General features: G+C 66.3%; 20 protein-coding genes. 11 read left to right on the forward strand and 9 right to left on the reverse strand.

The window, feature by feature from the left end; genetic code table 11:
- Positions 1–132: 132 nt before the first annotated feature.
- The 3 genes from NSQ78_RS09580 to NSQ78_RS09590 are packed head-to-tail and all read left to right on the forward strand — an operon-like array spanning position 133 to position 7,879.
- On the forward strand, positions 133–1,278 hold the full coding sequence (locus NSQ78_RS09580; RefSeq protein WP_064238278.1) for an efflux RND transporter periplasmic adaptor subunit: 1,146 nt from the start codon (positions 133–135) through the stop codon (positions 1,276–1,278).
- On the forward strand, positions 1,275–4,796 hold the full coding sequence (locus tag NSQ78_RS09585) for an efflux RND transporter permease subunit (protein ID WP_064238280.1): 3,522 nt from the start codon (positions 1,275–1,277) through the stop codon (positions 4,794–4,796). The genes NSQ78_RS09580 and NSQ78_RS09585 overlap by 4 nt, the downstream gene beginning before the upstream one ends.
- Positions 4,793–7,879, forward strand: coding sequence for an efflux RND transporter permease subunit (locus tag NSQ78_RS09590; protein WP_064238283.1), 3,087 nt, complete (start codon positions 4,793–4,795; stop codon positions 7,877–7,879). The genes NSQ78_RS09585 and NSQ78_RS09590 overlap by 4 nt, the downstream gene beginning before the upstream one ends.
- Before the next feature lie 73 nt (positions 7,880–7,952).
- On the opposite strand, the gene NSQ78_RS09595 is transcribed toward NSQ78_RS09590, so the two are convergent.
- The 7 genes from NSQ78_RS09595 to ykgO form a co-directional block, all read right to left on the reverse strand.
- On the reverse strand, positions 7,953–8,798 hold the full coding sequence (locus NSQ78_RS09595) for a phytanoyl-CoA dioxygenase family protein (protein ID WP_064238285.1): 846 nt from the start codon (positions 8,796–8,798) through the stop codon (positions 7,953–7,955).
- 48 nt (positions 8,799–8,846) lie between these two features.
- Positions 8,847–10,079 (reverse strand): TraB/GumN family protein, encoded by a 1,233-nt coding sequence (locus tag NSQ78_RS09600; RefSeq protein WP_049464471.1) that lies wholly within the window; start codon positions 10,077–10,079, stop codon positions 8,847–8,849.
- Complete coding sequence (locus tag NSQ78_RS09605; protein ID WP_049464474.1) at positions 10,072–10,602, reverse strand: GNAT family N-acetyltransferase; 531 nt, start codon at positions 10,600–10,602, stop codon at positions 10,072–10,074. Before NSQ78_RS09605 ends, NSQ78_RS09600 begins: the two co-directional genes overlap by 8 nt.
- Before the next feature lie 14 nt (positions 10,603–10,616).
- Positions 10,617–11,504 carry a carbon-nitrogen hydrolase gene (locus tag NSQ78_RS09610; protein WP_064238287.1) on the reverse strand — a complete coding sequence of 296 codons (888 nt, stop codon included), beginning with the start codon at positions 11,502–11,504 and terminating at the stop codon, positions 10,617–10,619.
- A gap of 162 nt (positions 11,505–11,666) precedes the next feature.
- On the reverse strand, positions 11,667–12,704 hold the full coding sequence (locus NSQ78_RS09615) for an agmatine deiminase family protein (protein ID WP_049464476.1): 1,038 nt from the start codon (positions 12,702–12,704) through the stop codon (positions 11,667–11,669).
- Positions 12,705–12,743: 39 nt separating this feature from the next.
- Positions 12,744–13,073, reverse strand: coding sequence for a hypothetical protein (locus tag NSQ78_RS09620; protein WP_005416228.1), 330 nt, complete (start codon positions 13,071–13,073; stop codon positions 12,744–12,746).
- Positions 13,074–13,218: 145 nt separating this feature from the next.
- Entirely contained in the window at positions 13,219–13,344 is a 126-nt protein-coding gene (gene ykgO, locus NSQ78_RS09625; RefSeq protein ID WP_005409283.1) for a type B 50S ribosomal protein L36, read from the reverse strand.
- Positions 13,345–13,541: 197 nt separating this feature from the next.
- Between ykgO and cmk the strand changes: the two genes are divergently transcribed.
- From cmk to galU, 8 genes are all read left to right on the forward strand, one after another.
- Positions 13,542–14,219: a (d)CMP kinase gene (gene cmk, locus NSQ78_RS09630; RefSeq protein WP_014036894.1), complete on the forward strand. Its 678-nt coding sequence runs from the start codon at positions 13,542–13,544 to the stop codon at positions 14,217–14,219.
- Positions 14,220–14,417: 198 nt separating this feature from the next.
- Complete coding sequence (gene rpsA, locus NSQ78_RS09635) at positions 14,418–16,103, forward strand: 30S ribosomal protein S1 (protein ID WP_005409285.1); 1,686 nt, start codon at positions 14,418–14,420, stop codon at positions 16,101–16,103.
- A gap of 88 nt (positions 16,104–16,191) precedes the next feature.
- Complete coding sequence (locus tag NSQ78_RS09640) at positions 16,192–16,497, forward strand: integration host factor subunit beta (RefSeq protein ID WP_005409286.1); 306 nt, start codon at positions 16,192–16,194, stop codon at positions 16,495–16,497.
- Between the two features lie 77 nt (positions 16,498–16,574).
- Complete coding sequence (locus NSQ78_RS09645) at positions 16,575–16,859, forward strand: lipopolysaccharide assembly protein LapA domain-containing protein (protein WP_049464482.1); 285 nt, start codon at positions 16,575–16,577, stop codon at positions 16,857–16,859.
- 6 nt (positions 16,860–16,865) lie between these two features.
- A complete protein-coding gene (gene lapB / locus NSQ78_RS09650; RefSeq protein WP_005416232.1) occupies positions 16,866–18,044 on the forward strand; it encodes a lipopolysaccharide assembly protein LapB in 1,179 nt (392 codons plus the stop codon).
- A gap of 3 nt (positions 18,045–18,047) precedes the next feature.
- Positions 18,048–19,037, forward strand: a complete 990-nt coding sequence (locus NSQ78_RS09655; RefSeq protein ID WP_064238290.1) for a glycosyltransferase family 4 protein — start codon at positions 18,048–18,050, stop codon at positions 19,035–19,037.
- Between the two features lie 3 nt (positions 19,038–19,040).
- Positions 19,041–20,954, forward strand: coding sequence for a nucleoside-diphosphate sugar epimerase/dehydratase (locus tag NSQ78_RS09660; protein ID WP_049464485.1), 1,914 nt, complete (start codon positions 19,041–19,043; stop codon positions 20,952–20,954).
- Positions 20,951–21,829 (forward strand): UTP--glucose-1-phosphate uridylyltransferase GalU, encoded by an 879-nt coding sequence (gene galU, locus NSQ78_RS09665; RefSeq protein ID WP_032954121.1) that lies wholly within the window; start codon positions 20,951–20,953, stop codon positions 21,827–21,829. Before NSQ78_RS09660 ends, galU begins: the two co-directional genes overlap by 4 nt.
- Positions 21,830–22,305: 476 nt before the next feature.
- Here galU and NSQ78_RS09670 read toward each other — a convergent pair whose 3' ends face one another.
- Positions 22,306–23,514: an acetyl-CoA C-acyltransferase gene (locus tag NSQ78_RS09670; protein WP_019661304.1), complete on the reverse strand. Its 1,209-nt coding sequence runs from the start codon at positions 23,512–23,514 to the stop codon at positions 22,306–22,308.
- A 69-nt stretch (positions 23,515–23,583) separates the two neighbouring features.
- On the reverse strand, positions 23,584–25,956 hold the full coding sequence (locus NSQ78_RS09675; RefSeq protein WP_049464708.1) for a 3-hydroxyacyl-CoA dehydrogenase/enoyl-CoA hydratase family protein: 2,373 nt from the start codon (positions 25,954–25,956) through the stop codon (positions 23,584–23,586).
- Positions 25,957–25,974 lie beyond the last annotated feature (18 nt).

A 25,974-nucleotide genomic window follows, 5' to 3' on the forward strand; every position in this document is an offset into this window, starting at 1 on the left:
TTCATCTAGCTGAAATGGGGTCGGGCCGACCGGCGGCGTGAAGGCACCATGACCTTTGGGATATGGTGTTGCCGTGAAGTGGTGCATTACTTTGCTACCACACCTGTCCACGCATCCTCCAGGGACCTGACGATGTCGCACCCAACCCTCCTGTCCGGCCGTCGCAGCGGAATCTGCGCTGCCGCACTGCTGATCTCCACCTCCCTGCTGCTGGGCGGTTGCGCCGCAGGGCCCAATTCCGAAGCCAAGGCCGCCGAGACCAAGGAGGAAAAGAAGGTCGATGCGGTCCCGGTCGAGGTGGCGGTGGCCAGCCATCGCGCGGTCGCGGCCAGTTACACCGGTACCGCCGCACTGGAGCCACGCGCCGAATCGCAGGTGGTCGCCAAGACCTCCGGCGTGGCACTGGCGGTGCTGGTCGAGGAAGGTCAGCGGGTCACCGCCGGCCAGCCGCTGGTGCGGCTGGACCCGGACCGCGCGCGCCTGGCGGTGGCACAGAGCGAAGCGCAGATGCGCAAGCTGGAAAACAACTACCAGCGCGCACAGAAGCTGGTCGGCCAGCAGATGGTCAGCGCCGCCGATGTCGACCAGCTGCGTTTCGATCTGGAAAACGTCCGCGCGCAGTACCGCCTGGCGACGCTGGAACTGTCCTACACCACCGTGGTCGCACCGATTTCCGGCGTGATCGCCTCGCGCTCGATCAAGACCGGCAACTTCGTGCAGATCAATACGCCGATCTTCCGCATCGTCGACAACTCGCGACTGGAGGCGACGCTCAACGTGCCCGAACGCGAGCTGGCCACCCTGCGCGCCGGCCAGCCGGTGACCCTGGCGGCCGACGCGCTGCCGGGGCAGAGCTTCACCGGCACCGTTGACCGCATTGCGCCGGTGGTGGACTCGGGCAGTGGCACGTTTCGCGTGGTCAGCGCCTTCGACGGCGCAGCACACGCACTGCAGCCCGGCATGTTCGGGCGCATCCGCATCGACTACGACCAGCGTGCCGATGCGCTGGTGGTGCCGCGCCTGGCGTTGCTCGACGACGGTGAGCCGGCGGTGTTCCGCGTGCGCGAAGGCAAGGTCGCACGCGTTCCGGTCAAACTGGGTTACGCCGAGGGCCCGTGGGTGGAGATCCGTGATGGCCTGGCGGCCGGTGATCAGGTGGTCACCGCCGGCAAGGTCGCCCTGCGCGACGGCACCGCGGTGCAGGTGATTGCCGACCCGAAGGCGAAGACGGTCGCAACGGCCGCCAAGCCGGCAGCCAAGGCCGGGAGCACGCAATGACCGCCCCGGGCCACGACCACGGTGCCTCGCCGGCGAGCGACGGCGCCGCCGCCGGCATGCGCGGCGGCCTGGTGGAGTTTGCCACCCGCCGCCGCGTGACCATCGCCATGTGCACGGTCACCCTGCTGCTGTTCGGCCTGATCGCGCTGGGCAACCTCAAGGTCAACCTGCTGCCGGACCTGAGCTACCCGACGCTGACCGTGCGCACCGAATACACCGGTGCGGCGCCGACTGAAATCGAAACCCTGATCACCCAGCCGGTCGAGGAAGCGGTCGGCGTGGTCAAGAACCTGCGCAAGCTGAAGTCGGTCTCGCGCACCGGCCAGAGCGACGTGGTGCTGGAATTCGCCTGGGGCACCAACATGGACCAGGCCAGCCTGGAGGTGCGCGACAAGATGGAAGCGCTGAACCTGCCACTGGAGGCCAAGGCCCCGGTGCTGCTGCGCTTCAATCCGTCCACCGAGCCGATCATGCGCCTGGTGCTGTCCAACAAGGTCGCGCCGGCCAGCGATGCCGACGCGGTCCGCGAGCTGACCGGCCTGCGCCGCTATGCCGATGAAGACCTGAAGAAGAAGCTGGAGCCGGTCACCGGCGTGGCGGCAGTGAAGGTCGGCGGTGGACTGGAGGACGAGATCCAGGTCGACATCGACCAGCAGAAGCTGGCGCAGCTGAACCTGCCGATCGACACCGTCATCAAGCGCCTGAAAGACGAGAACATCAACATCTCCGGCGGCCGCCTGGAGGAGGGCTCGCAGCGCTTCCTGGTGCGTACCGTCAACCAGTTCGCCGACCTGGAGGAGATCCGCAACCTGCTGGTGACCACCCAGGGCTCGAACGGCAGCGCGGCCGACTCGGCATTGCAGCAGATGTTCAACATTGCTGCCTCGACCGGTTCGGCAGCGGCCATCGCGGCGGCTTCGGCGGCGCAGAGCGCATCGTCAGGTGCGGGCTCCAGCGTCGTCGCCAACGGCGTGCCGGTGCGCCTGAAGGACGTCGCCACCGTGCGCCAGGGCTACAAGGAGCGCGAAGCGATCATCCGCCTGGGCGGCAAGGAGGCGGTCGAGCTGGCCATCTACAAGGAAGGTGACGCCAACACCGTGTCCACCGCCGAAGCGCTGCGCAAGCGGCTGGAGCAGATCAAGGGCACGTTCCCGTCGGACGTCGAGCTGACCACCATCGAGGACCAGTCGCGCTTCATCGAGCACGCCATCGCCGACGTCAAGAAGGATGCCGTGATCGGTGGCCTGCTGGCGATCCTGATCATCTTCCTGTTCCTGCGCGATGGCTGGAGCACGTTCGTGATCAGCCTGTCCTTGCCGGTCTCGATCATCGCCACCTTCTTCTTCATGGGCCAGCTCGGCCTGAGCCTGAACGTGATGTCGCTGGGCGGCCTGGCATTGGCCACCGGCCTGGTGGTGGATGACTCGATCGTGGTGCTGGAGAGCATCGCCAAGGCCCGTGAGCGTGGCCTGGGCATCCTGCAAGCGGCGATCGCCGGCACCCGTGAAGTGAGCATGGCGGTGGTCGCCTCGACCCTGACCACCATCGCGGTGTTCCTGCCGCTGGTGTTCGTCGATGGCATCGCCGGGCAGCTGTTCCGCGACCAGGCGCTGACCGTGGCGATCGCCATCGCGATCTCGCTGCTGGTGTCGATGACCCTGATCCCGATGCTGAGCTCGCTGAAGGGACGGCCGCCGCTGGCGTTCCCGGAAGAGGCACCGAACGCAGCGTGGCAGCCGCAGAAACGCTGGCAGAAGCCGGTCGCGCTGGGTCGCCGTGGCGTGGTCGCCAGCGTGCGCTGGGGCTTCTATGCGCTGGCCTGGCTGGTGGTGCGCCTGTGGCGTGGCGTGGTGGCGGTGGTCGGGCCGGTGATGCGCAAGGCCAGTGATCTGGCGATGAAGCCCTACGCCGGTGCCGAGCGCGGCTATCTGCGCCTGCTGCCGAGCGCATTGGCACATCCGGGCAAGGTGCTGGGCGTGGCCACGATCATCTTCGTGGCGACCATGGCGCTGGTACCGATGCTCGGCGCCGACCTGATCCCGCAGCTGGCGCAGGACCGGTTCGAGATGACCGTGAAGCTGCCGGCCGGCACGCCGCTGAAGCAGACCGACGCGCTGGTGCGTGAGCTGCAACTGGCGCATGGCAAGGGGGAGGGCGTGGCTTCGCTGTACGGTGTCAGCGGCAGCGGCACCCGCCTGGACGCCAGCCCCACCGAGAGCGGCGAGAACATAGGCAAGCTGACCGTGGTGATGGCCGGTGGTGGCAATGCCCAGACCGAGGCGGCAATCACCGAGCGCCTGCGCGGCACCATGAGCCAGCATCCGGGCGCGCAGGTTGACTTCGCGCGGCCGGCGTTGTTCAGCTTCTCCACGCCGCTGGAAATCGAGCTGCGCGGGCAGGACATGGCGACCCTGGAAGTGGCCGGCCAGCGCCTGGCGGCGATGCTGCGCGGCAACGCCCACTACGCCGACGTGAAGTCGACGGTGGAGGAGGGCTTCCCGGAAATCCAGATCCGCTTCGACCAGGAGCGCGCCGGTGCGCTGGGCCTGACCACCCGCCAGATCGCCGACGTGGTGGTGAAGAAGGTGCGTGGCGACGTCGCCACCCGCTACAGCTTCCGTGACCGCAAGATCGACGTGCTGGTGCGTGCCCAGGAAGGTGACCGCGCCAGCGTGGAGAGCATCCGCCGGCTGATCGTCAATCCCGGCAGCACCCGCCCGGTGACCCTGGACGCGGTAGCCGACGTGGTCGCCACCACCGGCCCCAGCGAGATCCATCGTGCCGACCAGACGCGGGTCGCGGTGGTGTCGGCCAACCTGCGCGACATCGACCTCGGCGCGGCCATGCGCGAAGTGCAGCAGATGGTGTCCGAGCAGCCGCTGGGCGCGGGCGTGGGCCTGCACATCGGTGGCCAGGGCGAGGAGCTGGCGCAGGCGGCGAAGTCGCTGATCTTCGCCTTCGGCCTGGCGATCTTCCTGGTCTACCTGGTGATGGCCTCGCAGTTCGAGTCGCTGCTGCATCCGTTCGTGATCCTGTTCACCATCCCGTTGGCGCTGGTCGGTGCGATCCTGGCGCTGATGCTGACCGGAAAGCCCATCTCGGTGGTGGTGTTCATCGGCCTGATCCTGCTGGTCGGCCTGGTCACCAAGAACGCGATCATCCTGATCGACAAGGTCAACCAGCTGCGCGAGGCCGGTGTGGCCAAGCAAGAGGCGCTGGTGGAAGGTGCGCGCTCGCGCCTGCGGCCGATCATCATGACCACGCTGTGCACGCTGTTCGGCTTCCTGCCGCTGGCGGTGGCGATGGGCGAGGGTGCTGAGGTGCGCGCGCCGATGGCGATCACCGTGATCGGCGGCCTGCTGGTGTCGACCCTGTTGACCCTGCTGGTGATCCCGGTGGTGTACGACCTGATGGATCGTCGTGGCGATGCCTACTATCGCGAGCGCGGCCGCAAGCATGCCGGCGCAGGGCTGCACGGCGACGAAGGCGGCGCGGCAGGCGTGGAGGAACCGGCATGAGTATTGCCGAGTTCTCCATCCGCCGCCCGGTCACCACCATCATGTGCTTCGTGTCGCTGGTGGTGATCGGCCTGATCGCTTCGTTCCGGCTGCCGCTGGAGGCGCTGCCGGACATCTCCGCGCCCTTCCTGTTCGTGCAGATTCCGTATACCGGCTCGACCCCGGAGGAAGTGGAACGGACCATCATCCGTCCGGTCGAGGAGTCACTGGCGACGATGACCGGCATCAAGCGGATGCGTTCGTCGGCGACGTCCGAGGCGGCATTGATCTACATCGAGTTCAGCGACTGGGACCGCGACATCGCCATTGCCGCGTCCGACGCGCGCGAGCGTATCGACGCGATCCGCAGTGACCTGCCCGACGACCTGCAGCGCTACAACGTGTTCAAGTGGTCCAGCAGCGACCAGCCCGTGCTGAAGGTGCGGCTGGCCAGCACCACCGATCTCACCACTGCCTATGACATGCTCGACCGTGAGTTCAAGCGGCGCATAGAGCGCATCCCGGGCGTGGCCCGCGTCGATATCACCGGTGCGCCGCCGAACGAGGTGGAGATCGCCATCGACCCGAACCGGCTCAACGCGCATGGGTTGAGCATCAACGAGCTGAGCGAGCGCCTGCGCACGCTGAACTTCTCGATCTCGGCCGGGCAGATCGACGACAACGGCCAGCGCGTGCGCGTGCAGCCGGTGGGCGAGATTACCGACCTGCAGGAAATGCGCGACCTGGTGATCAACGCCAAGGGCCTGCGCCTGGGTGATATCGCCGACGTCCGCCTGAAGCCGGCGCGGATGAACTACGGGCGCCGCCTGGACGGCAACCCGGCCGTCGGCCTGGACATCTTCAAGGAGCGCAGCGCCAACCTGGTGGACGTCTCGCGTGCGGCGCTGGCCGAGGTCGAGGCGATCCGCGCGCAGCCGTCGATGCGCGACGTGCAGATCAAGGTGATCGACAACCAGGGCAAGGCGGTAACCTCCTCGCTGCTGGAACTGGCCGAAGCCGGTGCGGTCGGCCTGATCCTGTCGGTCACCGTGCTGTTCTTCTTCCTGCGCCACTGGCCATCGACGCTGATGGTGACCCTGGCCATTCCGATCTGCTTCACCATCACCCTGGGCTTCATGTACTTCGTCGGGGTGACACTCAACATCCTGACCATGATGGGCCTGCTGCTGGCCGTGGGCATGCTGGTCGACAATGCGGTGGTGGTGGTCGAGAGCATCTACCAGGAGCGCGAGCGCATGCCGGGGCAGCCGCGGCTGGCCTCGATCATCGGCACCCGCAACGTGGCCATCGCGCTCAGCGCCGGCACGCTGTGCCACTGCATCGTGTTCGTGCCGAACCTGTTCGGCGAGACCAACAACATCAGCATCTTCATGGCACAGATCGCGATCACCATCTCGGTCTCGCTTCTGGCCTCGTGGCTGGTCGCGGTCAGCCTGATCCCGATGCTGTCCGCGCGCATGGCCACGCCCAAGCTGGTGCACTCGCAGACCGGCCTGATCGCGCGCCTGCAGCGCCGCTACGCCCGGCTGCTGGACTGGTCGCTGCACCACCGCGGCTGGAGCCTGCTCGGCATCCTGCTGGTGGTACTGGTCAGCCTGGTGCCGATGAAGCTGACCAAGGTCGACATGTTCGGGGGCGAGGGCGGCAAGGACATCTTCATTGGCTACATGTGGAAGGGCCCCTACACCTACCGGCAGATGTCCGAGGAAGTGGCGCGGGTGGAGAACTGGATCGACCAGAACCGTGAGCGCCTGCACGTGAAGCAGGTGTACTCCTGGTACAGCGAGCAGGAGGGCAGCTCCACGGTGGTCACCCTGGACGAGAAGTACGCCAAGGACATCAAGGCGCTGCAGGAAGAGTTGCGCAAGGGCCTGCCGAAGTCCGCCCGCACCGACTATTTCGTCGGCAACCAGGGGGGCGATGGCGGTGGTGGCGGCAACCAGGGCGTGCAGGTGCAGCTGGTGGGCGACTCCAGTTCGATGCTGCAGGAGATCGGCCAGGAAGTGGTGCCGTTGCTGGCGCAGCGTGCCGAGCTGCGTGACGTGCGCATCGACAACGGCGAGAAGGGCGGCGAGCTGAAGGTGCGCGTCGACCGTGAGCGTGCAGCAGCGTTCGGCTTCAACGCCGAACAGGTGGCCAGCTTCGTCGGCCTGGCGCTGCGCGGTGCCCCAATGCGCGAGTTCCGCCGCGGTGACAATGAAGTGCCGGTGTGGGTGCGCTTTGCCGGCGCCGAGCAGAGCAGCCCGGAAGACCTGGCCGGTTTCAGCGTGCGCACCGGCGATGGCCGCAGCGTGCCGCTGCTGAGCCTGGTCACCGTGGACGTCGGTTCATCGGCCACCCAGATCGGCCGTACCAACCGTCAGACGACGTTGACCATCAAGGCCAACCTGGCCGAGAAGGTCACCGCGCCGGACGGGCGCAAGGCGATCGAAGCCGTGCTCAAGCCGATGAACTTCCCGGCCGGCTATGGCTTCACCTTCGACGGCGGCGACTACGGCAACGACGACGAAGCCATGCAGCAGATGGTGTTCAACCTGCTGATCGCACTGGTGATGATCTACGTGGTGATGGCGGCGGTGTTCGAGTCGCTGCTGTTCCCGGCGGCGATCATGAGTGGCGTGCTGTTCTCGATCTTCGGCGTGTTCTGGCTGTTCTGGATCACCGGCACCTCGTTCGGGATCATGTCCTTCATCGGCATCCTGGTGCTGATGGGTGTGGTAGTGAACAACGGCATCGTGATGATCGAGCACATCAACAACCTGCGGCGCAGCGGCATGGGCCGCACCCAGGCACTGGTGGAAGGCTCACGCGAACGCCTGCGCCCGATCATGATGACGATGGGCACGGCGATCCTGGCGATGATCCCGATCTCGCTGACCGATACGCAGATGTTTGGCAACGGCCCGGAGTATTCGCCGATGGCGCGCGCGATTGCCGGCGGCCTGGCGTTCTCGACGGTGGTCAGCCTGCTGTTCCTGCCGACGATCTACGCGGTGCTCGATGACCTGCGCACTGCCGTGACGCGGCTGATCCGCCGTGCGCGTGGCCTGGAGAGGGTAGAGCCGGGCGCTGCCCGGCTGTAGTGCGCGACAACGCGTTGTGGTGTGGGGGAGGCCGGTCGTAGTGGGGCGGCCTCCCCCATTTTTTTGGCTTGAGTCAGGCTTTGCGCAGGAACCAGGTCCGGCGCGTGTACTCGTGACCGAAATCCACCTGCCCGAATCGCGCGATCTCACGCTGGCCACGCCGGTAATAGCGCCAGGGCGCTTTGGCCAGCGGAGGGGTTTGCCCGTAGAAAACATCCATGTGACCCACAGGCATCGACTTCGGGGTCACGTGCATGACCACGCTGCGGCGGGTTCCGGCAGAGGGATGCGGGGCGCCGCCATGGAACAGCTGCGGGTGCCAGACGATCACATCGCCTGGCTGCACGTGCACCGACTGCGGCTTCAGGCCAGCGTCTTCGCACTGGCGCGCCACCGCATCCTGATAGGCGGCCCAGCCCTCCGGCGACATGGCGCTGATCGGGCCGTCGCCGAAGACTTCGCGTCGCAGTGCCTGCACATCGATGGGCGGCAACAGGTGGCTGCCCGGAACCACGCGCAGGGGGCCATTGCTTTCGTCAACCGCATCCAGCGCGGTCCATACCCCCATGTAGCGCTCGCCCGGGGACGTGCAGAACACTGGCGTATCGCGATGCAATGACTGCTCCGATCCGCGCTCGTAGTAGAGGCTGGTGTAGAGCGTGGTTGGTTCGCCGAGGAAGCGATCGCAGACGTCGATGGCCGGGTTGTCAGTGAGCAGGCGGGTCATCGCATCCACCGCCAGGTGCAGGTTGACGACCCGATACATGCGCTTGTGACCGTCCAGGTTTCGCGACACCGCCTTTGGATTGCGCTGCTTGAAGCGCGCGATGCGCTCGTTGATGTCCTGGACCAGTGCGGGTGCAATCGCCTGGCGCACCACCACGAAACCATCGCGCATCAGCGCATCGTATGCATCCATTGGAGTGTTCCTTCCTTAAACGCCGAGTATAGCCACGAGTGTTGGGGGTTATCCCGCCACCTTGCCCCACACCTTGAACGTGGTCAGCCACAGGCCGAGCATGCTGCCGATGTTGGTCAGCATGAAGGTCAGCACCACGCGGGTGACGCGGTTGCGGTACCAGCCCTTCAGGCTCTGCGCATCGTCGCGCAGCTTCAGGAAGTCCTCGTAGGCCGGCTTGCGCAGCCGTGCTTCCACCAGCGCCGAGAAGGCGCCGGTCGGGATGCTCAGGCGGAACGGCTTGAACGGGGCCACCGCGATCGCGGTGAGGATGCTCAGCGGGTGGCCGCCGGCCAGCAGGCAGCCCAGGCCCGCCAGGCCGCCCGTGTACATCGCCCAGGTCGCCAGCAGTTCGGTGCCCACGCCCAGACCGCCGCGGTAGAAGCCCACGCCGATGCCGGTGGCCACGATGGCCAGGATGCCGAGCGTGAACCACGGAATGTTGCGCTTCTTCGGCACCGCCTCCAGCTCGGCGCGCAGCGGTGCCGGGGCCTCGGTGTCGGTTTCCAGGTAGCGCGCGAGACCCGCAAGATGGCCGGCACCGACCACCGCCAGCACTTCACGCTGCTGCGGGGTGTGTTCCTCGCGCAGGCGCGTGGCCATGTAGCGGTCGCGCTCGCCGATGATGGTTTCGTACAGCGCCGGGCTCTCGCTGGCGAACTCACCAAAGCTCGACTCCAGCATGTCGCCCTGCTTGAGCTTCTCGATCTCGTTCTCGCCCACTTCTTCCGACGAGAACAGGCCGGCGCCCAGCCCGGCAACCAGCTTCAGCTTGCCGAAGAAGCCCAGCCGTTGCGACGCACGACGGAAGGTCAGGCCGACCTCGCGGTCGATCAGGTGCACCGGCAGGTTGCGCTCGCGGGCCAGCTCCACCGCACGCTTCAGCTCGGCACCGGGTTCGATGTCGAGCTGTTCGGCCAGGCGGCGCTGGTAGGCGGACAGCGCCAGGTTGGCCGCAAACAGGGCCACGCGGCCCTTGCGGATCACTTCTACCAGATCGAGCTTGGCCAGCGTGTCCGGGTCGCTCAGCGCCTGCAGGCGCTGCGGGTCCAGCTCGACAGCCACTGCATCGAAGCGGCCGCTGTCGATGGCTTTTTCCACGGCCTCGACGCTGGCGCGTGAAACGTGGGCGGTGCCCAGCAGGGTGTAACGCACGCCGTCGCGTTCGACAACGCGCACCGGCTGGCCGGCGAACAGGTCGTCGCCGGTCTCGGGAAGGGTTTCGGTCATGGGTTCATTCATTGGAAGGTGCAGTGTCGGCGCCGTCGCCGAGCGCGCGCTGCATCTGCACGGTATCCAGCCAGCGGCCATGCTTGCGGCCGAGGCCACGGAACACGCCCACCAGCTCGAAGCCGAAGCGTTCGTGCAGCTTGATTGAAGCGGTGTTGGTTGGTTCGCCGATCACCGCCACCATCTGCCGGTAGCCACGCGCCACGCAGGCATCGATCAGCGCCTGCAGCAGGCCGGTGCCGACGCCCTTGCCCTGGAAGCGGGCATCGACGTAGACCGAGTTCTCCACGGTCCACTGGTAGGCCACGCGGGTGCGGTAGGTGTTGGCGTAGGCATAGCCGGCCACCTGGCCATCGATCTCGGCGACCAGGTAGGGGAAGCCGCGATCGACGATGTCGCGCATGCGGCGCAGCATCTCGGTCGCGTCCGGGATCTCGTACTCGTAGGTGTTGACGAAGTCGGTCACTTCCACCGCGTAGATCGCGGTGATCGCATTGATGTCGGCAGGGCCGGCATCACGGATGAGGACGGCCATGCGCGGGCTCCGGCTCAGTCGATGTAGCGCTTGAGCAGGTCGCCGTAGGCATCGATGCGGCGATCACGCAGGAACGGCCAGATGCGGCGCACGTGCTCGCTGCGCTGCAGGTCGATGTCGCACAGCAGTACGGTGGCCTCGGTACCGGCCTCGGCCAGGAATTCGCCCTGCGGGCCCAGCACGTGGCTGTTGCCCCAGAACTGGATGCCCGAAGCACCCAGCGGCGAAGCCTCATGGCCGACGCGGTTGCAGCTCAGCACCGGCAGGCCATTGGCCACGGCATGGCCGCGGTGGCTCAGTACCCAGGCGTCGCGCTGGCGGGTCTTCTCGTCCTGCACATCGTCCGGGTCCCAGCCGATCGCGGTCGGGTACAGCAGCAGCTCGGCGCCGGCCAGCGCCATCAGCCGCGCCGCTTCCGGGTACCACTGGTCCCAGCACACCAGCACGCCCAGGCGGCCCACCGAGGTGTCGATCGGCGTGAAACCGATGTCGCCCGGAGTGAAGTAGAACTTCTCGTAGAAGCCCGGGTCGTCCGGGATATGCATCTTTCGGTACTTGCCGAGCAGCGTGCCGTCCTTCTCGAACACCACGGCGGTGTTGTGGTACAGGCCGGCAGCGCGGCGCTCGAACAGCGAGCCGACCAGCACCACGCCATGCTTCTTCGCCAGCGCGCCCAGGCGCTCGGTGCTCGGGCCCGGAATCGGCTCGGCCAGGTCGAACTCATCCACCGACTCGTGCTGGCAGAAGTACGGACCGTTGTGCAGTTCCTGCAGCAGCACCAGCTTGGCACCCTGCGCAGCCGCCTCGGCCACGCGTGCTTCGATCACCGCCAGGTTGGCGGCGGCGTCACCGTGGTTGCGCTCCTGGATCAGGGCGACGGTAAGGGGGCTGCGCGAGTTCATGCGGGGCGTTCCTGCGGGGGAAAACCTGCATGTTAGCGCGGATGGACGGCGGCGGCGTGTCGCGCGCTGAATGGGTGATGGTCGTGCCGGCCGCTGGCCGGCATCCCCGTCAATCCATCAGGCATTGCCTGGTTGCCGGCCAGCGGCCGGCACGACCTTTTCTCAGGCCTTCAACAGCCCTTCCGGCAGCTGCATGGTGATGCAGTGCAGGCTGCCGTTCTGCCAGATCAGCGAGCGGCAGGGCACCTGCACGATCTCGCGGCCCGGGTAGGCCTGCGCCAGCACGTCGCGGGCCAGGTCGTCGGCCGGGTCGCCATAGGCCGGCATCAGTACCGCGCCGTTGACGATCAGGTAGTTGGCGTACGACGCGGCCAGGCGACGGCCTTCGTCGATCACCGGCCGGGCCCACGGCAGCGGGAACAGGCGGTACGGCTGGCCATCCTTGGTACGCAGTGCAGCCAGCTCGTTGCCCATCGCCTGCAGTTCGGCGTAGTGCGAGTCGCTCTCGTCGTCGCAGGCCTGGTAGACGATGCTGTCGGTCGAGGCGAAGCGGGCGAGGGTGTCGATGTGCGCGTCGGTGTCGTCGCCTTCCAGGTAGCCGTGGTCCAGCCACAGCACGCGGTCCTGCTGCAGCCAGTCGGCGAGGTCGGCGCTCAGGCTGGCGCGGTCACGGTCCGGGTGGCGTTCGTGCAGGCACTTCCAGGTGGTCAGCAAGGTGCCTTCGCCGTCGGTCTCGATGCCGCCGCCTTCCAGCGCGAACGGAATGCTGCGCACCGGCGCATCGTTGAACACGCCGGCCTGGTCGAGTACGCCCACCAGCTGGTCATCCAGGGTGGCGTCGAACTTGCCGCCCCAGCCGGTGAAGCGGAAGTCCAGCAGCTGGAAACCGCCGTCGGCGCGGCGCAGGGTGATCGGGCCGGAGTCGCGCAGCCAGGTATCGTCGTAGGCGGCCGTGGTGAAGTGGACCTTGTCCATGTCGATGCGGTTGGAACGCAGCCGCATCTCGGCATAGGTCTCCACATCGTCGTCGGCCACGCAGATCAGCACCGGCTGGAAGCGGGTGATGGCCGCGACCAGGGCGATGTAGGTCTCTTCCACCTGGCCCAGGCGGTCGGCCCAGTCGGTGTCGGCGGTGGGCCAGGCAATGAGGACGCCGCTCTGGGCTTCCCACTCGGCAGGAAAACGAAGGGTCTGGTTCATGGTCTCGCTACACAGGCCCGCCCACGGCGGGTAAGGGGATCAACGGATCGGCGGTTTCGGGCCGATTTCGTTCGGGTCCGCCTGGTTGGCCACCACGTCGATCACCTTCTGCTTCTCGAAGTAGACGGTGAACTGCGGGTACACCCAGCGGTTGATGGTCGGCCATTGCCGCTTCTGCCCGCCGCGCGGCTGCAGCTGCTCGCTGGGCGCGCCGAACTGCGCCTGCACCTGCTGCATGCTCTGGCCGCGCACGGGCAGGGCGCCGGCCGGCTTCTCGCGGGCACGGTCGACAAGCAGGGTATCGGCCAGTGCCGGTGTGGCGGCGGCCAGGGTGGCCATCACGGCCAGGGCGGACAGGTAACGCTTCATCTCGATCTACTCCCCAGTGGTCAAGAAAGGCGATTACAGCAAAAACGGCAGGAAAAAGCCGCATAAACAAAAAACCGCCCGAAGGCGGTTTCTTGCATCGGGTCGGCCCCGCGTAGGGCCCGCCGCAGCTAGGAGGCTGTGAGGCTTAGCGCTGACGCGCCTTGAAACGCGGGTTCGACTTGCAGATGACGAAGATCTTGCCACGACGACGCACGACCTTGCAGTCACGGTGACGGGCCTTCGCCGACTTCAGGGAGGACAGGACTTTCATGGCATACCTCGGCGTAAACAGTAGTTGTTCGGGTGGAGCGTGGCCGCGATATGCGAAAGACAATCGGCAGTTGACGCTCGTTCAAGCCCGCCATTCTACCGGGCTTTTCCTCATGGTTTCAAGTGGTTGCACAAAAGATCCCGCTCGGGGCGTCTGGCAGGGGCTAGAATGGCCTCTTCACACGCTCTGGGACCCCCATGAATCCACTCGCTCCCGTCCTGACCATCGACGGCCCATCCGGGGCCGGCAAGGGTACCATCAGCCGCATCATCGCGCGCAGGATGGGCTGGCATTACCTGGATTCGGGCGCGCTGTACCGGGCGGTGGGCGTGGCCGCGAGCTGGGCCGACATCGATACTTCCGACGCCTCGGCGCTGGTGCGCTGCACCTTCGACACCCACGTCCAGTTTGTCGAGCAGGGCGATGCCATGCGGGTCATGGTCAATGGCACCGACGCCACCGACGAGCTGCGCCTGGAGACCACCGGCGCGCTGGCCTCGGCGATTGCGGCCATTCCGGAGGTCCGGGCCGCCCTGAAGGAGCGCCAGCGCGCATTCAGGGAGCTGCCCGGCCTGGTCGCCGACGGCCGTGACATGGGCACGGTGATCTTCCCGGACGCCTCCTACAAGGTCTTCCTGACCGCCAGTGCCGAGGAGCGCGCCGAGCGCCGGCATAAGCAGTTGAAAGACAAGGGGGTTTCTGTTAACTTTGATGACCTCCTGCGCGAGATCATGGCCCGCGACGCCCGTGATGCCCAGCGTACCGTGGCGCCCCTGAAGCCGGCAGACGATGCTGTCCTCATCGACACCACAGGCATCGGCATCGATGATGTCGTTGCCCGAGTGATGGATCTGCTTCCGGTTCCGGCTGCCTGATCCGTTCGCGCGGGAGCACTGCCAGCAGCATCGGCGGTGGTCGCGCATAGCAGTGCTGTACCCGCTCCGTCGCGCAATGATGCGTGGCGGTTTTCCTACTACACACGACCTGCGTTTCCGGGGTCGACCAACAGGCGGGCGGTCGCCATTCCCCTGAAGGGGACGCCACCGACCCATGTGTCCAACAGAGTAAATCTAATGACCGAATCATTTGCCGAACTGTTTGAAGCCAGCCAGGCCAACCTGGCCAAGCTGAAGCCGGGCGCCATCGTCAGCGGTACCGTTGTTGAAGTCCGCGGCGACGTCGTGGTGATCAACGCTGGCCTGAAGTCCGAAGGCATCGTGCCGATCGAACAGTTCCGTAACGACGCTGGCGAAATCGACGTCGCCGAAGGCGACATCGTCAAGGTCGCCCTCGACTCGATCGAGAACGGCTTCGGCGAAACCGTCCTGTCGCGCGAGAAGGCCAAGCGCGCGATGGTGTGGGACGAGCTGGAAGAAGCGTTGGAAAAGAACGAAACCATCACCGGCCGCATCAGCGGCAAGGTCAAGGGTGGTTTCACCGTGGACATCAAGGATGTCCGCGCCTTCCTGCCGGGTTCCCTGGTCGATGTGCGCCCGGTGCGCGATCCGGCCTACCTGGAAGGCAAGGAACTCGAGTTCAAGCTCATCAAGCTGGACCGCAAGCGTAACAACGTCGTGGTCTCGCGCCGCGCTGTCGTCGAAAGCGAGCACTCGGAAGAGCGCGAGCAGCTGATGGACAAGCTGCAGGAAGGCGCGATCCTGAAGGGTGTCGTCAAGAACCTGACCGATTACGGCGCGTTCGTGGACCTGGGCGGTATCGACGGCCTGCTGCACATCACCGACATGGCGTGGAAGCGCGTGCGTCACCCGTCGGAAGTCGTGAACGTCGGCGACGAGCTGGACGTCCGCGTGCTGAAGTTCGACCGCGAGCGCAACCGCGTTTCGCTGGGCCTGAAGCAGCTGGGCGAGGATCCGTGGGACAACATCGGCCGTCGTTACCCGGCCAACAGCCGCGTCTTCGGCAAGGTCTCCAACGTCACCGATTACGGTGCGTTCGTTGAGATCGAGCCGGGCGTCGAAGGCCTGGTGCACGTCTCCGAGATGGACTGGACCAACAAGAACGTCAACCCGTCCAAGGTTGTGCAGGTGGGTGACGAAGTCGAAGTGATGGTGCTGGACGTCGATGAAGAGCGTCGCCGTATCTCGCTGGGCATGAAGCAGGTTGCCGCCAATCCGTGGGAAACCTTCGCTGCCACCCACAAGAAGGGTGACAAGGTGTCGGGCCAGATCAAGTCGATCACCGACTTCGGCATCTTCATCGGCCTGGACGGCGGCATCGATGGCCTGGTCCACCTGTCCGACATCAGCTGGAACACCACCGGCGAAGACGTCGTTCGCAACTTCAAGAAGGGCGATACCCTGGACGCCGTCGTCCTGGCTGTCGATCCGGAGCGCGAGCGCATCTCCCTGGGCGTGAAGCAGCTGGAGCAGGATCCGTTCGGCCAGTACATGGCGGCCAATCCGAAGGGTTCCAAGGTCGAAGGCGTGGTGAAGGAAGTCGACGCCAAGGGCGCGATCATCGAGCTGGCTGACGGCATCGAAGGTTACGTCTCGGCCCGCGACATCGCCAACGAGCGCGTTGACGACGCCACCCAGCACCTGAAGGTCGGCGACAAGATCGAAGCCAAGTTCGTGGGCATGGACCGCAAGGGCCGTACCCTGCAGCTGTCGATCAAGGCCAAGGACGACGCGGAAATGCGCGAAGTGCTGGAGGAATACCAGTCCTCTTCGGCTTCCAGCGGCACCACCCAGCTGGGCGCGCTGCTGCGTGCGCAGCTGAACGGCAACAAGTCCGAGTAATCGGCCTTAGGCTGTTTGTTGTTTCCTGGACGGCCCGGGCTTCTGCCCGGGCCGTTTCAGGCTGAGATGCCCCTGATGTGAGCCGGTGATGACCAAATCCGAACTGATCGAAATCCTTGCGCGCCGGCAGGCGCACCTGAAGGCCGATGATGTCGATCTGGCGGTGAAGTCGTTGCTGGAAATGATGGGCGGATCGCTGTCCGCCGGGGATCGCATCGAAATCCGTGGTTTTGGCAGCTTCTCGCTGCACTATCGTCCGCCGCGCCTGGGCCGCAACCCGAAGACCGGCGAATCGGTTGCCCTGCCGGGCAAGCATGTCCCCCATTTCAAGCCGGGCAAGGAACTGCGCGAGCGCGTCAGCAGCGTGCTGCCGCTGGATGCCGATCCGGCCTGAGCCTGCCGTCGCGCCACCGCGTGCGAATCCAGCCGCGAGTCGGATAAGCTACGGACTCCTGCCACTGGAGCTGTCGCATGAAGGTTTTTCGTCTGCTGGTCCTGCTGGCGGTGCTGATCCTTGGGTTGATCATTGGTGCGGTCAACATGACCGCGATGTCGATCAACCTGCTGTTTACCCAACTGCACACCTCGGTGGGCGTGGCCCTGATCGCCGCGCTGCTGGTCGGTGTGGTGGTCGGTGCCGGGCTGGTGCTGGTGAGCGTGGTCATTCCGCTCTACGGCCAGCTGCGCCGCGCCAACAAGTCCGCTGTCGCTTCGCCGGCACCGGTCGCTTCCAACCAATCTTTTGATGGACGTTGATCGAAGATGGATTTCGTCACCGAGTGGTTCTGGTTTTTCCTGTTCGTTCCGCTGGCCGCACTGGCCGGGTGGGTGATCGGACGTCGCGGCGGCCAACGCCACGGTGACAGCCAGGTCAGCCGCCTGTCGAGCACCTATTTCCGGGGCCTGAACTACCTGCTCAACGAGCAGCCGGACAAGGCCATCGAGCTGTTCCTGCACATTGCCGAGCTGGACAAGGAAACCTTCGAGACCCAGGTCGCGCTGGGCCACCTGTTCCGCCGCCGCGGCGAAGTCGACCGTGCCATCCGCCTGCACCAGGGCCTGGTCAACCGTCACGACCTCAGTGATGCACAGCGCGTGCAGGCTCTGCTGGCGCTGGGCGAGGACTACATGAAGTCCGGCCTGCTGGATCGCGCAGAGACCGTGTTCACCGAGCTGGCGCAGCTGGACCAGCGCGCCCCGCAGGCGCTCAAGCACCTGATCGGCATCTACCAGGCCGAGCGCGACTGGGAAAAGGCGATCGACAACGCCACCCGTTTCGAGGATGTCACCGGCGAGCCGATGGGCAAGCTGATCGGGCAGTTCGAATGCGAACTGGCCGAGCGGTTCCGTGGCGCCGGCAAGCTGGAAGAGGCGAGGGCAGCGATTGCGCGGGCCTACCAGGCCGACGCGATGTCGGTGCGCGCCGGCATCATCGAGGGCCGCCTGGAGACCGACGCGGGTAACCCGGAGGCGGCCGTACGCGCCTTCGAGCGCGCCGCGCGCAACGATCCCGAATACCTGCCGGAACTGCTGCCGGCCTTGATGCAGAACTACCGCAAGGTTGGCGACCTGGCAGGCGCACGCGCGTTCCTGTCGGAGATGACCGAGCATTACCGCGGCATCGCCCCGGTACTGGCGCTGACCCGCCTGATGGAAGAGCAGGAGGGCGTGGCGCCGGCGCGTGCCTACCTGGGCCGCCAGCTCAAGGATCGTCCGTCGGTGCGTGGCGAGTCCGCGCTGATCGACCTGACCCTGGCCGAGGGCGCCGATTCCACGGCCACCCTGCACGACCTCAAGCACATCACCGACCAGCTGCTGGTGCGCAACCCGGCCTATCGCTGCACCCGCTGCGGCTTCGGCGCGCGTACCCACCACTGGCAGTGCCCGAGCTGCAAGGAGTGGGGGACGGTCAAGCCGCTGCTGAATTACGCGGTGCTCTGATCCATGCCCTGGCTTGTGATGGGCGCGCTGCTGGCGCTCGCCCTGCTGAGCGCGCTGCTGACGTGGGCGGCACGCGGCTATGCATTGCGCCGGCAGTTGATGGACCAGCCCGGCGAACGCCGCAGCCATAGCGTTGCCACCCCGCGCGGTGGCGGCATCGCCATTGTCATCAGCCTGCTGGTGACTGCTGGCGTGGCCATGTGGGCCTGGCCCGAAGCGACTCCCAGTTTGCTGGTGGCCAGCCTTGGGCTGGTGCTGGTGGCCGGCATCGGCTGGTGGGACGACCACAAGCCCCTGCCGGCGATGCGTCGCCTGCTGGTGCACTTCGTCGCTGCGGCGCTGCTGGCCGGCCTGGTCAAGGTGAACGGCGGAAGCTGGCTGTTGGCCACGCTGGTGCTGCTGTTCACTGCCTCGCTGATCAACATCTGGAATTTCATGGACGGCATCAACGGCATTGCCGCCAGCCAGGCCGTCGTAGCGATGCTGGGGCTGGCGCCGGTGCTGCCGTGGCCGTACTCGCTGGCTGCCGTGGCGCTGGGCCTGGCCTGCCTGGGATTCCTGCCGTTCAACTTCCCGCGGGCCAGGATCTTCATGGGCGATGTCGGAAGTGGAGCGCTGGGATACGCGGTCGCGGCCGTGCTGGCGCTCGCCAGCGTGCGTACCGATATCAACTGGATCCTGCTGCTGGTACCGGTTTCGCCGTTCCTCGTGGACGCGGGCTTCACACTGCTGGCGCGCATCATTTCAGGACAACGCTGGATGGAACCCCATACCCAGCACGTCTACCAGCGCGCGGTGCAGGCAGGAGCCAGTCACCCCCAGGTGACAGGGATGTACTTTGCTTTAGGCCTGTTCAGCATTACAGTGTTCAATGTCTGCTCCAATCTGCAGCCGAGGTGGGAGGCTGCCGTGGCGATCGCGTGGTTCACCGCGCTGAGCGTTCTCTGGCTCCTCCTGCGCAATGGAATGCGCTACCGACAAGGAAATACCTGACTTATGGCTTCGCCCTGGCGGGACAGAATCCTCGGCCTGATGCCGCGTTCGGCCATCGTCTGCCACGACCTTTTCATGGTCTGGGCATGCTGGCAGCTGCTCCACGCGGGGCGCTACTCGATCCTCCCCAACGCCCCGGCGCTGCCCCTGTGGAACGTCGATACCACGCTGGTGCTGCTGCTGCAGGGCCTGGTGTTCTGGCGCGTGGGCCTGTATCGCGGCCTGTGGCGGTTCGCCAGCGTCAGCGACCTGCTGAACATCTTCAAGGCCAGCTTCATCGGCATGGTGGCCATCGTGCTGGTGCTGATGTGGAAGCGCTTCGACGGCGTGCCGATGTCGGTGCTGGTGATCTATCCGTTCGCGCTGTCGGCCCTGCTGGGCGCGCCGCGCCTGCTGTACCGGGCCTGGAAGGACTACCAGGCGCTGCAGTCCGATTCCAGCGCCCGCCGCGTGCTGATCCTGGGTGCCGGCCAGGCGGCCGAGACCCTGGTGCGCGACCTGCGCCGTTCCGGCAACTTCGAGCCGGTCGGCCTGCTCGACGATGCACCGCACCTGCGTGGCGCCAAGCTGCAGGGCCTGCCGATCCTCGGCACCCTGGACGACGCACCAACGGTGGTCCGCGAGACTGCCGCCAAGCTGCTGGTCATCGCCATGCCCTCGTTGGACGCTGCGGGCATGCAGCGCGTGGTGGCGATCTGCGAAAGCACCGGCGTGCCGTTCCGTACCGTGCCCAAGCTGAGTGACATCCTGCAGGGCCAGTCGCTGCCGGGCCAGCTGAAGGAAGTGGCGATCGAGGACCTGCTGGGGCGCAAGCCGATCATGCCGGACTGGAACCTGATCCGCGGCTGGTTGGGCGGGCGCACCGTGATGGTGACCGGCGCCGGTGGTTCGATCGGCTCGGAGCTGTGCCGCCAGTGCGCGCGGCATGGTGCCGGTCGCATCATCCTGCTGGAGATCAGCGAGCTGCTGCTGCTGACCATCGAGGGCGAGCTGCGTCGCAGCTTCCCCGATGTCGAGATCGAGGCGGTGCTGGGCGACTGCGGTGACCCGGCGGTGATCCGCCACGCGCTGTCGCTGCACCCGGTCGATACCGCCTTCCATGCCGCCGCCTACAAGCACGTCCCGGTGCTGGAGCGCCAGCTGCGCGAAGCGGTGCGCAACAACATCCTGGCGACCGAGAACGTGGCCCGCGCCTGCCTGGAAGCCCGCGTGGAGCATTTCGTGTTCATCTCCACCGACAAGGCGGTCGACCCGGTCAATGCGCTGGGCGCGAGCAAGCGCTACGCCGAGATGATCTGCCAGAGCCTGGACCAGAAGTCCACGCATACCCGTTTTGTCACGGTGCGCTTCGGCAACGTGCTGGCGTCGGCCGGCAGCGTGGTGCCGCTGTTCCGCGAGCAGATCCTGCGCGGTGGCCCGGTCACGGTCACCGATCCGGAAGTCAGCCGTTACTTCATGACCATTCCCGAGGCCTGCCAGCTGATCCTGCAGGCGGCCGCCTCCGCGTCGCATGGCGCGATCTACACGCTCGACATGGGCGAGCCGGTGCCGATCCGCGTGCTGGCCGAACAGATGATCCGCCTGACCGGCAAGCAGCCGTACAAGGACATCCCGATCATCTATACCGGCCTGCGTCCGGGCGAGAAACTGCACGAGACGCTGTTCTATTCGGACGAGGACTACCGCTCGACCGCGCATCCCAAGATTCTCGAGGCTGGCGTGCGTGCGTTCTCGCGCGACCTGGTGCTGGGCAACGTGCCGCGCCTGCGTGAGGCGATTGCCAGCTACGACACGGCCAGCATCCAGGAAATCCTGTTTGCGACGATGCCGGAATTCTCGCCAATCGAACAGGATGCTTACATTTCATCCGCTAAAGTCGTGCCCTTTCCGGCACGTGAGGCGAACAGGCACCAATGAGCAAGCGAATTCGCAAGGCAGTATTCCCGGTGGCAGGGCTGGGGACGCGTTTTCTGCCAGCAACTAAGACTGTGCCGAAGGAGATGCTGCCGATCATTGATCGGCCGCTGATCCAGTACGCCGTGGATGAAGCCATCGAGGCCGGCTGCGACACCCTGGTGTTCATCACCAACCGCTACAAGCATGCGGTGGCCGACTATTTCGACAAGGCCTACGAACTGGAGCAGAAGCTCGAGCGCGCCGGCAAGCAGGAGCAGCTGGAGCTGATCCGGCACGTGCTGCCCAATGGCGTGCGCGCGATTTTCGTGACCCAGGCCGAGGCGCTGGGCCTGGGGCATGCGGTGTTGTGTGCCAAGGCCGTGATCGGCGACGAGCCGTTCGCGGTGCTGCTGCCCGACGATCTGATCTGGAACCGCGGTGCCGGTGCACTGAAGCAGATGGCCGACCTCAATGAGGCCAGCGGTGCCAGCGTGATTGCGGTGGAAGACGTGCCGCACGAGAAGACCGCCAGCTACGGCATCGTCGCCACCGAGGCGTTCGATGGCCGCAAGGGCCGCATTTCGCAGATCGTCGAGAAGCCGAAACCGGAGGACGCGCCGAGCGACCTGGCGGTGGTCGGCCGTTATGTACTGAGCCCGAAGATCTTCGAGCTGCTTGAACAGACCCAGACCGGTGCCGGCGGCGAGATCCAGCTGACCGATGCGATTGCCGAGCTGTTGAAGACCGAAGAGGTCGACGCCTATCGTTTCGAGGGCACCCGTTTCGACTGCGGCACGCATCTGGGCCTGGTGGAGGCGACGATCCGCTTCGCGCTGGACAACCCGAAGCTGGCCGGCCCGGCGCGGGAGAAGCTGGCGGCGATGCTGGCGGAATAAGGGGTTTATCAAGCGCTCCGTCAGCGCTTTGATTGATACGTGATGGGCGGGACGGGTGGGCCGTTGCAGGACACGCCGTAAACCCGTCCATGGGGGCTCGATGGCGCCATCCATGGCGCCAACGGTCCTGCAACGGCCCACCCGTCCCGCCTGTCAGGTTTCCTGCGGGCGCGGACGCGAAGGGCGGAATCAAAGGCAAAGGCAAAAGCAAAAAGGCAGCCACTGGCTGCCTTTTTTCGTGGGTTGGGGTCAGATCCCTTTGCGCAACAAAGGGATCTGACCCCGGCCTTTGACCCTGCCTTTGCTCATCCCTCCGCCGCGGGGAGGCTGGAAGGGCCGGGTTGGCAGGGCTGCCCGGGACCGTTGGCGCCATGGATGGCGCCATCGAGCCCCCATGGAAGGGTTCACGGCGTGTCCCGGGCAGCCCTGCCAACCCGGCCCACGCCATGAAGCCCAACGAGGCAACGCCTTGAACCTTACAGCGCCTCGAAAATACCCGCCGCGCCCATGCCGGTGCCGATGCACATCGTCACCATGCCGTACTTCTGCTGGCGACGACGCAGGCCATGCAGCAGGGTCGCGGTGCGGATCGCGCCGGTCGCGCCCAGCGGGTGGCCCAGGGCGATCGCGCCGCCCAGCGGGTTGACCTTGGCCGGGTCCAGGCCGCAGTCGCGGATCACCGCCAGCGACTGTGCGGCGAAGGCTTCGTTGAGCTCGATCCAGTCCAGCTGGTCCTGGGTCAGGCCGGCCTGCTTCAGTGCCTTCGGGATCGCGGCGATCGGGCCGATGCCCATCACTTCCGGGCGCACGCCGGCCACCGAGAAGCTGACGAAACGCGCCAGCGGGGTCAGGCCGTAATCCTTGATCGCCTGCTCCGAGGCCAGCAGCACGGCGCCGGCGCCGTCGCTCATCTGCGACGAGTTGCCAGCGGTGACGGTGCCGCCGAACTGGCCGTTGCGGAACACCGGGCGCAGCTTGGCCAGGCCTTCGGCCGAGGAATCCGGGCGCGGGCCTTCGTCGGTGTCGGCGATCTTGTTGCGGGTGATGATGCGCTGTCCATCGGCCAGGTCCGGCAGGTGCGAGACGATCTCGTACGGGCTGATCTCGTCCTTGAATTCGCCGTTCTGGATCGCGGCCATGGCCTTCTGGTGCGAGGCCAGGGCGAAGGCGTCCTGGTCTTCGCGCGAGACCTTCCACTCTTCGGCCACCTTTTCGGCGGTGATGCCCATGCCGTAGGCAATGGCCACGTGGTCGTTGTCGAACACGCTCGGTGCCATCGCGATCTTGTTGCCCATCATCGGCACCATCGACATCGACTCGGTGCCGCCGGCCAGCATCAGGTCGGCGTTGCCCAGGCGGATCGCGTCGGCGGCCTGCGCCACGGCCTGCAGGCCGGAGGAGCAGAAGCGGTTCACGGTCTGCGCGGCGATGGTGTTGGGCAGGCCGGCCAGCAGCACGCCGATGCGCGCCACGTTCATGCCCTGCTCGGCTTCGGGCATGGCGCAGCCGATGATCGCGTCATCGATGCGGTTGACGTCCACGCCCGGGGCCTGGGCGACGACGCTGCGCAGCACGTGCGCAAGCATGTCGTCGGGGCGGGTGTTGCGGAACATGCCCTTGGGCGCCTTGCCAACCGGGGTGCGGGTGGCGGCGACGATGTAGGCGTCCTGGATTTGCTTGGTCATTGCAATGATCTCTTGAATAGGGGTTGGAAGAGGTTGCCGGCCAGCGGCCGGCACTACCGATGTCTTCCGTCAGTTCCGCAGCGGCTTGCCGGTCTTCAGCATGTGCGCGATGCGGGCCTGGGTCTTTTCCTGCTGGGCCAGTTCGACGAAGTGCTTGCGCTCCAGGGTCAGCAGCCATTCTTCGTCGACCAGGGTGCCGCGATCGACCTTGCCGCCGCACAGCACGGTGGCGATGCGCTCGGCGATCTCGTAGTCGTACGGGCTGATGAAGCGGCCTTCCAGCATGTTGACCAGCATCATCTTGAAGGTGGCGATGCCGACGTCACCGGCCACCTGGATGCGGCGTGCCGGCAGCGGCGGGCGGTAGCCCGCTTCGGCCAGGGCGCGTGCTTCGGCCTTCGCGATGTGCAGGGCCTCGTAGCTGTTGAACACCACCTTGTCGGTGCTGCGCAGCAGGCCCAGTTCCTTGGCGTTGACCGCCGAGTTGGACACCTTGGCCATCGCCACGGTCTCGAAGGTCTTCTTCAGTTCGGCGAACACGTCGCCACCCGGGCCGGCGGCCTGCGAGGCGCGCACGGCCAGTTCCTTCAGGCCGCCACCGGCCGGCAGCAGGCCGACGCCGGCCTCGACCAGGCCGATGTAGCTTTCCAGGAAGGCCACGGTCTTGGCGCTGTGCATCTGGAACTCGCAGCCGCCACCCAGGGCCAGGCCACGCACGGCGGCCACCACCGGCACCAGCGAGTACTTGATGCGCTGGCTGGTGCGCTGGAAATTGGCGACCATTTCTTCGAACTGGTCGACCTTGCCGGCCTGCAGCAGGCCAAGCGCACCGGCCAGGTCGGCACCCGCGGAGAAGGGCTCCTTCTGCTGCCAGATCACCAGGCCCTGGAAGTCCTTCTCGGCGCGGCTCACGCATTCCTGCAGGCCGTCCAGCACCTGGTCGGATACGGTGTTCATCTTGGTCTTGAAGCTGACCACCGCAATGCCATCGCCGTCATGCCACATGCGCAGGCCGTCGTTCTCGAACACGGTCTCGCCCGGCGCGAAGGTCTCGCCCAGCAGCGGGTCCGGGAAGCGCTGGCGCTGGTACACCGGCAGCGACGAGCGCGGCAGCTTGGCGTTGCGCGACGGGCTGTAGCTGCCTTCGGCGGCATGCACGCCGTCGCGGCCATCGAACACCCAGTCCGGCAGCGGCGCATTGCTCATGCTCTTGCCGGCGACGATGTCATCGGCGATCCACTGTGCCACCTGCTTCCAGCCGGCGGCCTGCCAGGTTTCGAACGGGCCCAGCGACCAGCCGTAGCCCCAGCGGATGGCCAGGTCGACGTCGCGCGCGGTCTCGGCGATGTCGGCCAGGTGGTAGGCGCTGTAGTGGAACAGGTCGCGGAAGGTCGCCCACAGGAACTGCGCCTGCGGGTGCTGGCTTTCGCGCAGCTTGGCGAACTTCTCGGCCGGATTCTTGATCTTCAGGATCTCGACCACTTCCGGGGCGGCGGTGCGATCGGCCGGGCGGTAGTCCTGCTTCTCCAGGTCCAGCACGACGATGTCCTTGCCGACCTTGCGGAAGATGCCGGCACCGGTCTTCTGGCCCAGCGCGCCCTTGGCGATCAGCGCGTCCAGCCACTTCGGCGACTTGAAGAATGCATGCCACGGGTCGTTCGGCAGGGTGTCGCCCATGGTCTTGATGACGTGGGCCATGGTGTCCAGGCCGACCACGTCGGAGGTGCGGTAGGTGGCCGACTTCGGGCGGCCGACCAGCGGGCCGGTCAGGCCGTCCACTTCATCGAAGCCCAGGCCGAACTGCTGGGTGTGGTGGATGGTCGACAGGATCGAGAACACGCCGATGCGGTTGCCGATGAAGTTCGGGGTGTCCTTGGCGTACACCACGCCCTTGCCCAGGGTGGTGACCAGAAATTCTTCCAGGCCTTCCAGCACGGCGGCATCGGTGGTGGTGGCCGGGATCAGCTCGGCCAGGTGCATGTAGCGCGGCGGGTTGAAGAAGTGCACGCCGCAGAAGCGGTGGCGCAGCTGTTCGGGCAGCACGTCGGCCAGCTTGTTGATGCCCAGGCCGGAGGTGTTGGAGGCCAGCACCGCGTGGTCGGCCACGAACGGCGCGATCTTCTTGTACAGGTCCTGCTTCCAGTCCATGCGCTCGGCGATGGCCTCGATGATCAGGTCGCAGTCCTTCAGCTGCTCCAGGCCGGAGTCGTAGTTGGCCGGGGTGATGGCTTCGGCCAGCGACTTGCTGGCCAGCGGCGCCGGGCTCAGCTTGCCCAGGTTGGCGATCGCCTTCAGCACGATGCCGTCGGCCGGGCCTTCCTTCGCAGGCAGGTCGAACAGCACGGTGTCGACGCCCGCGTTGGTGAGGTGGGCGGCGATCTGGGCACCCATGACGCCGGCACCCAGCACGGCGGCGCGGCGGACTAGCAGGGAATTGGACATGGTGTAAGGCCTTTGTTG

This window comes from Stenotrophomonas sp. FSL W7-1447 (genome assembly GCF_037966425.1).
GTDB lineage: Bacteria > Pseudomonadota > Gammaproteobacteria > Xanthomonadales > Xanthomonadaceae > Stenotrophomonas > Stenotrophomonas pavanii.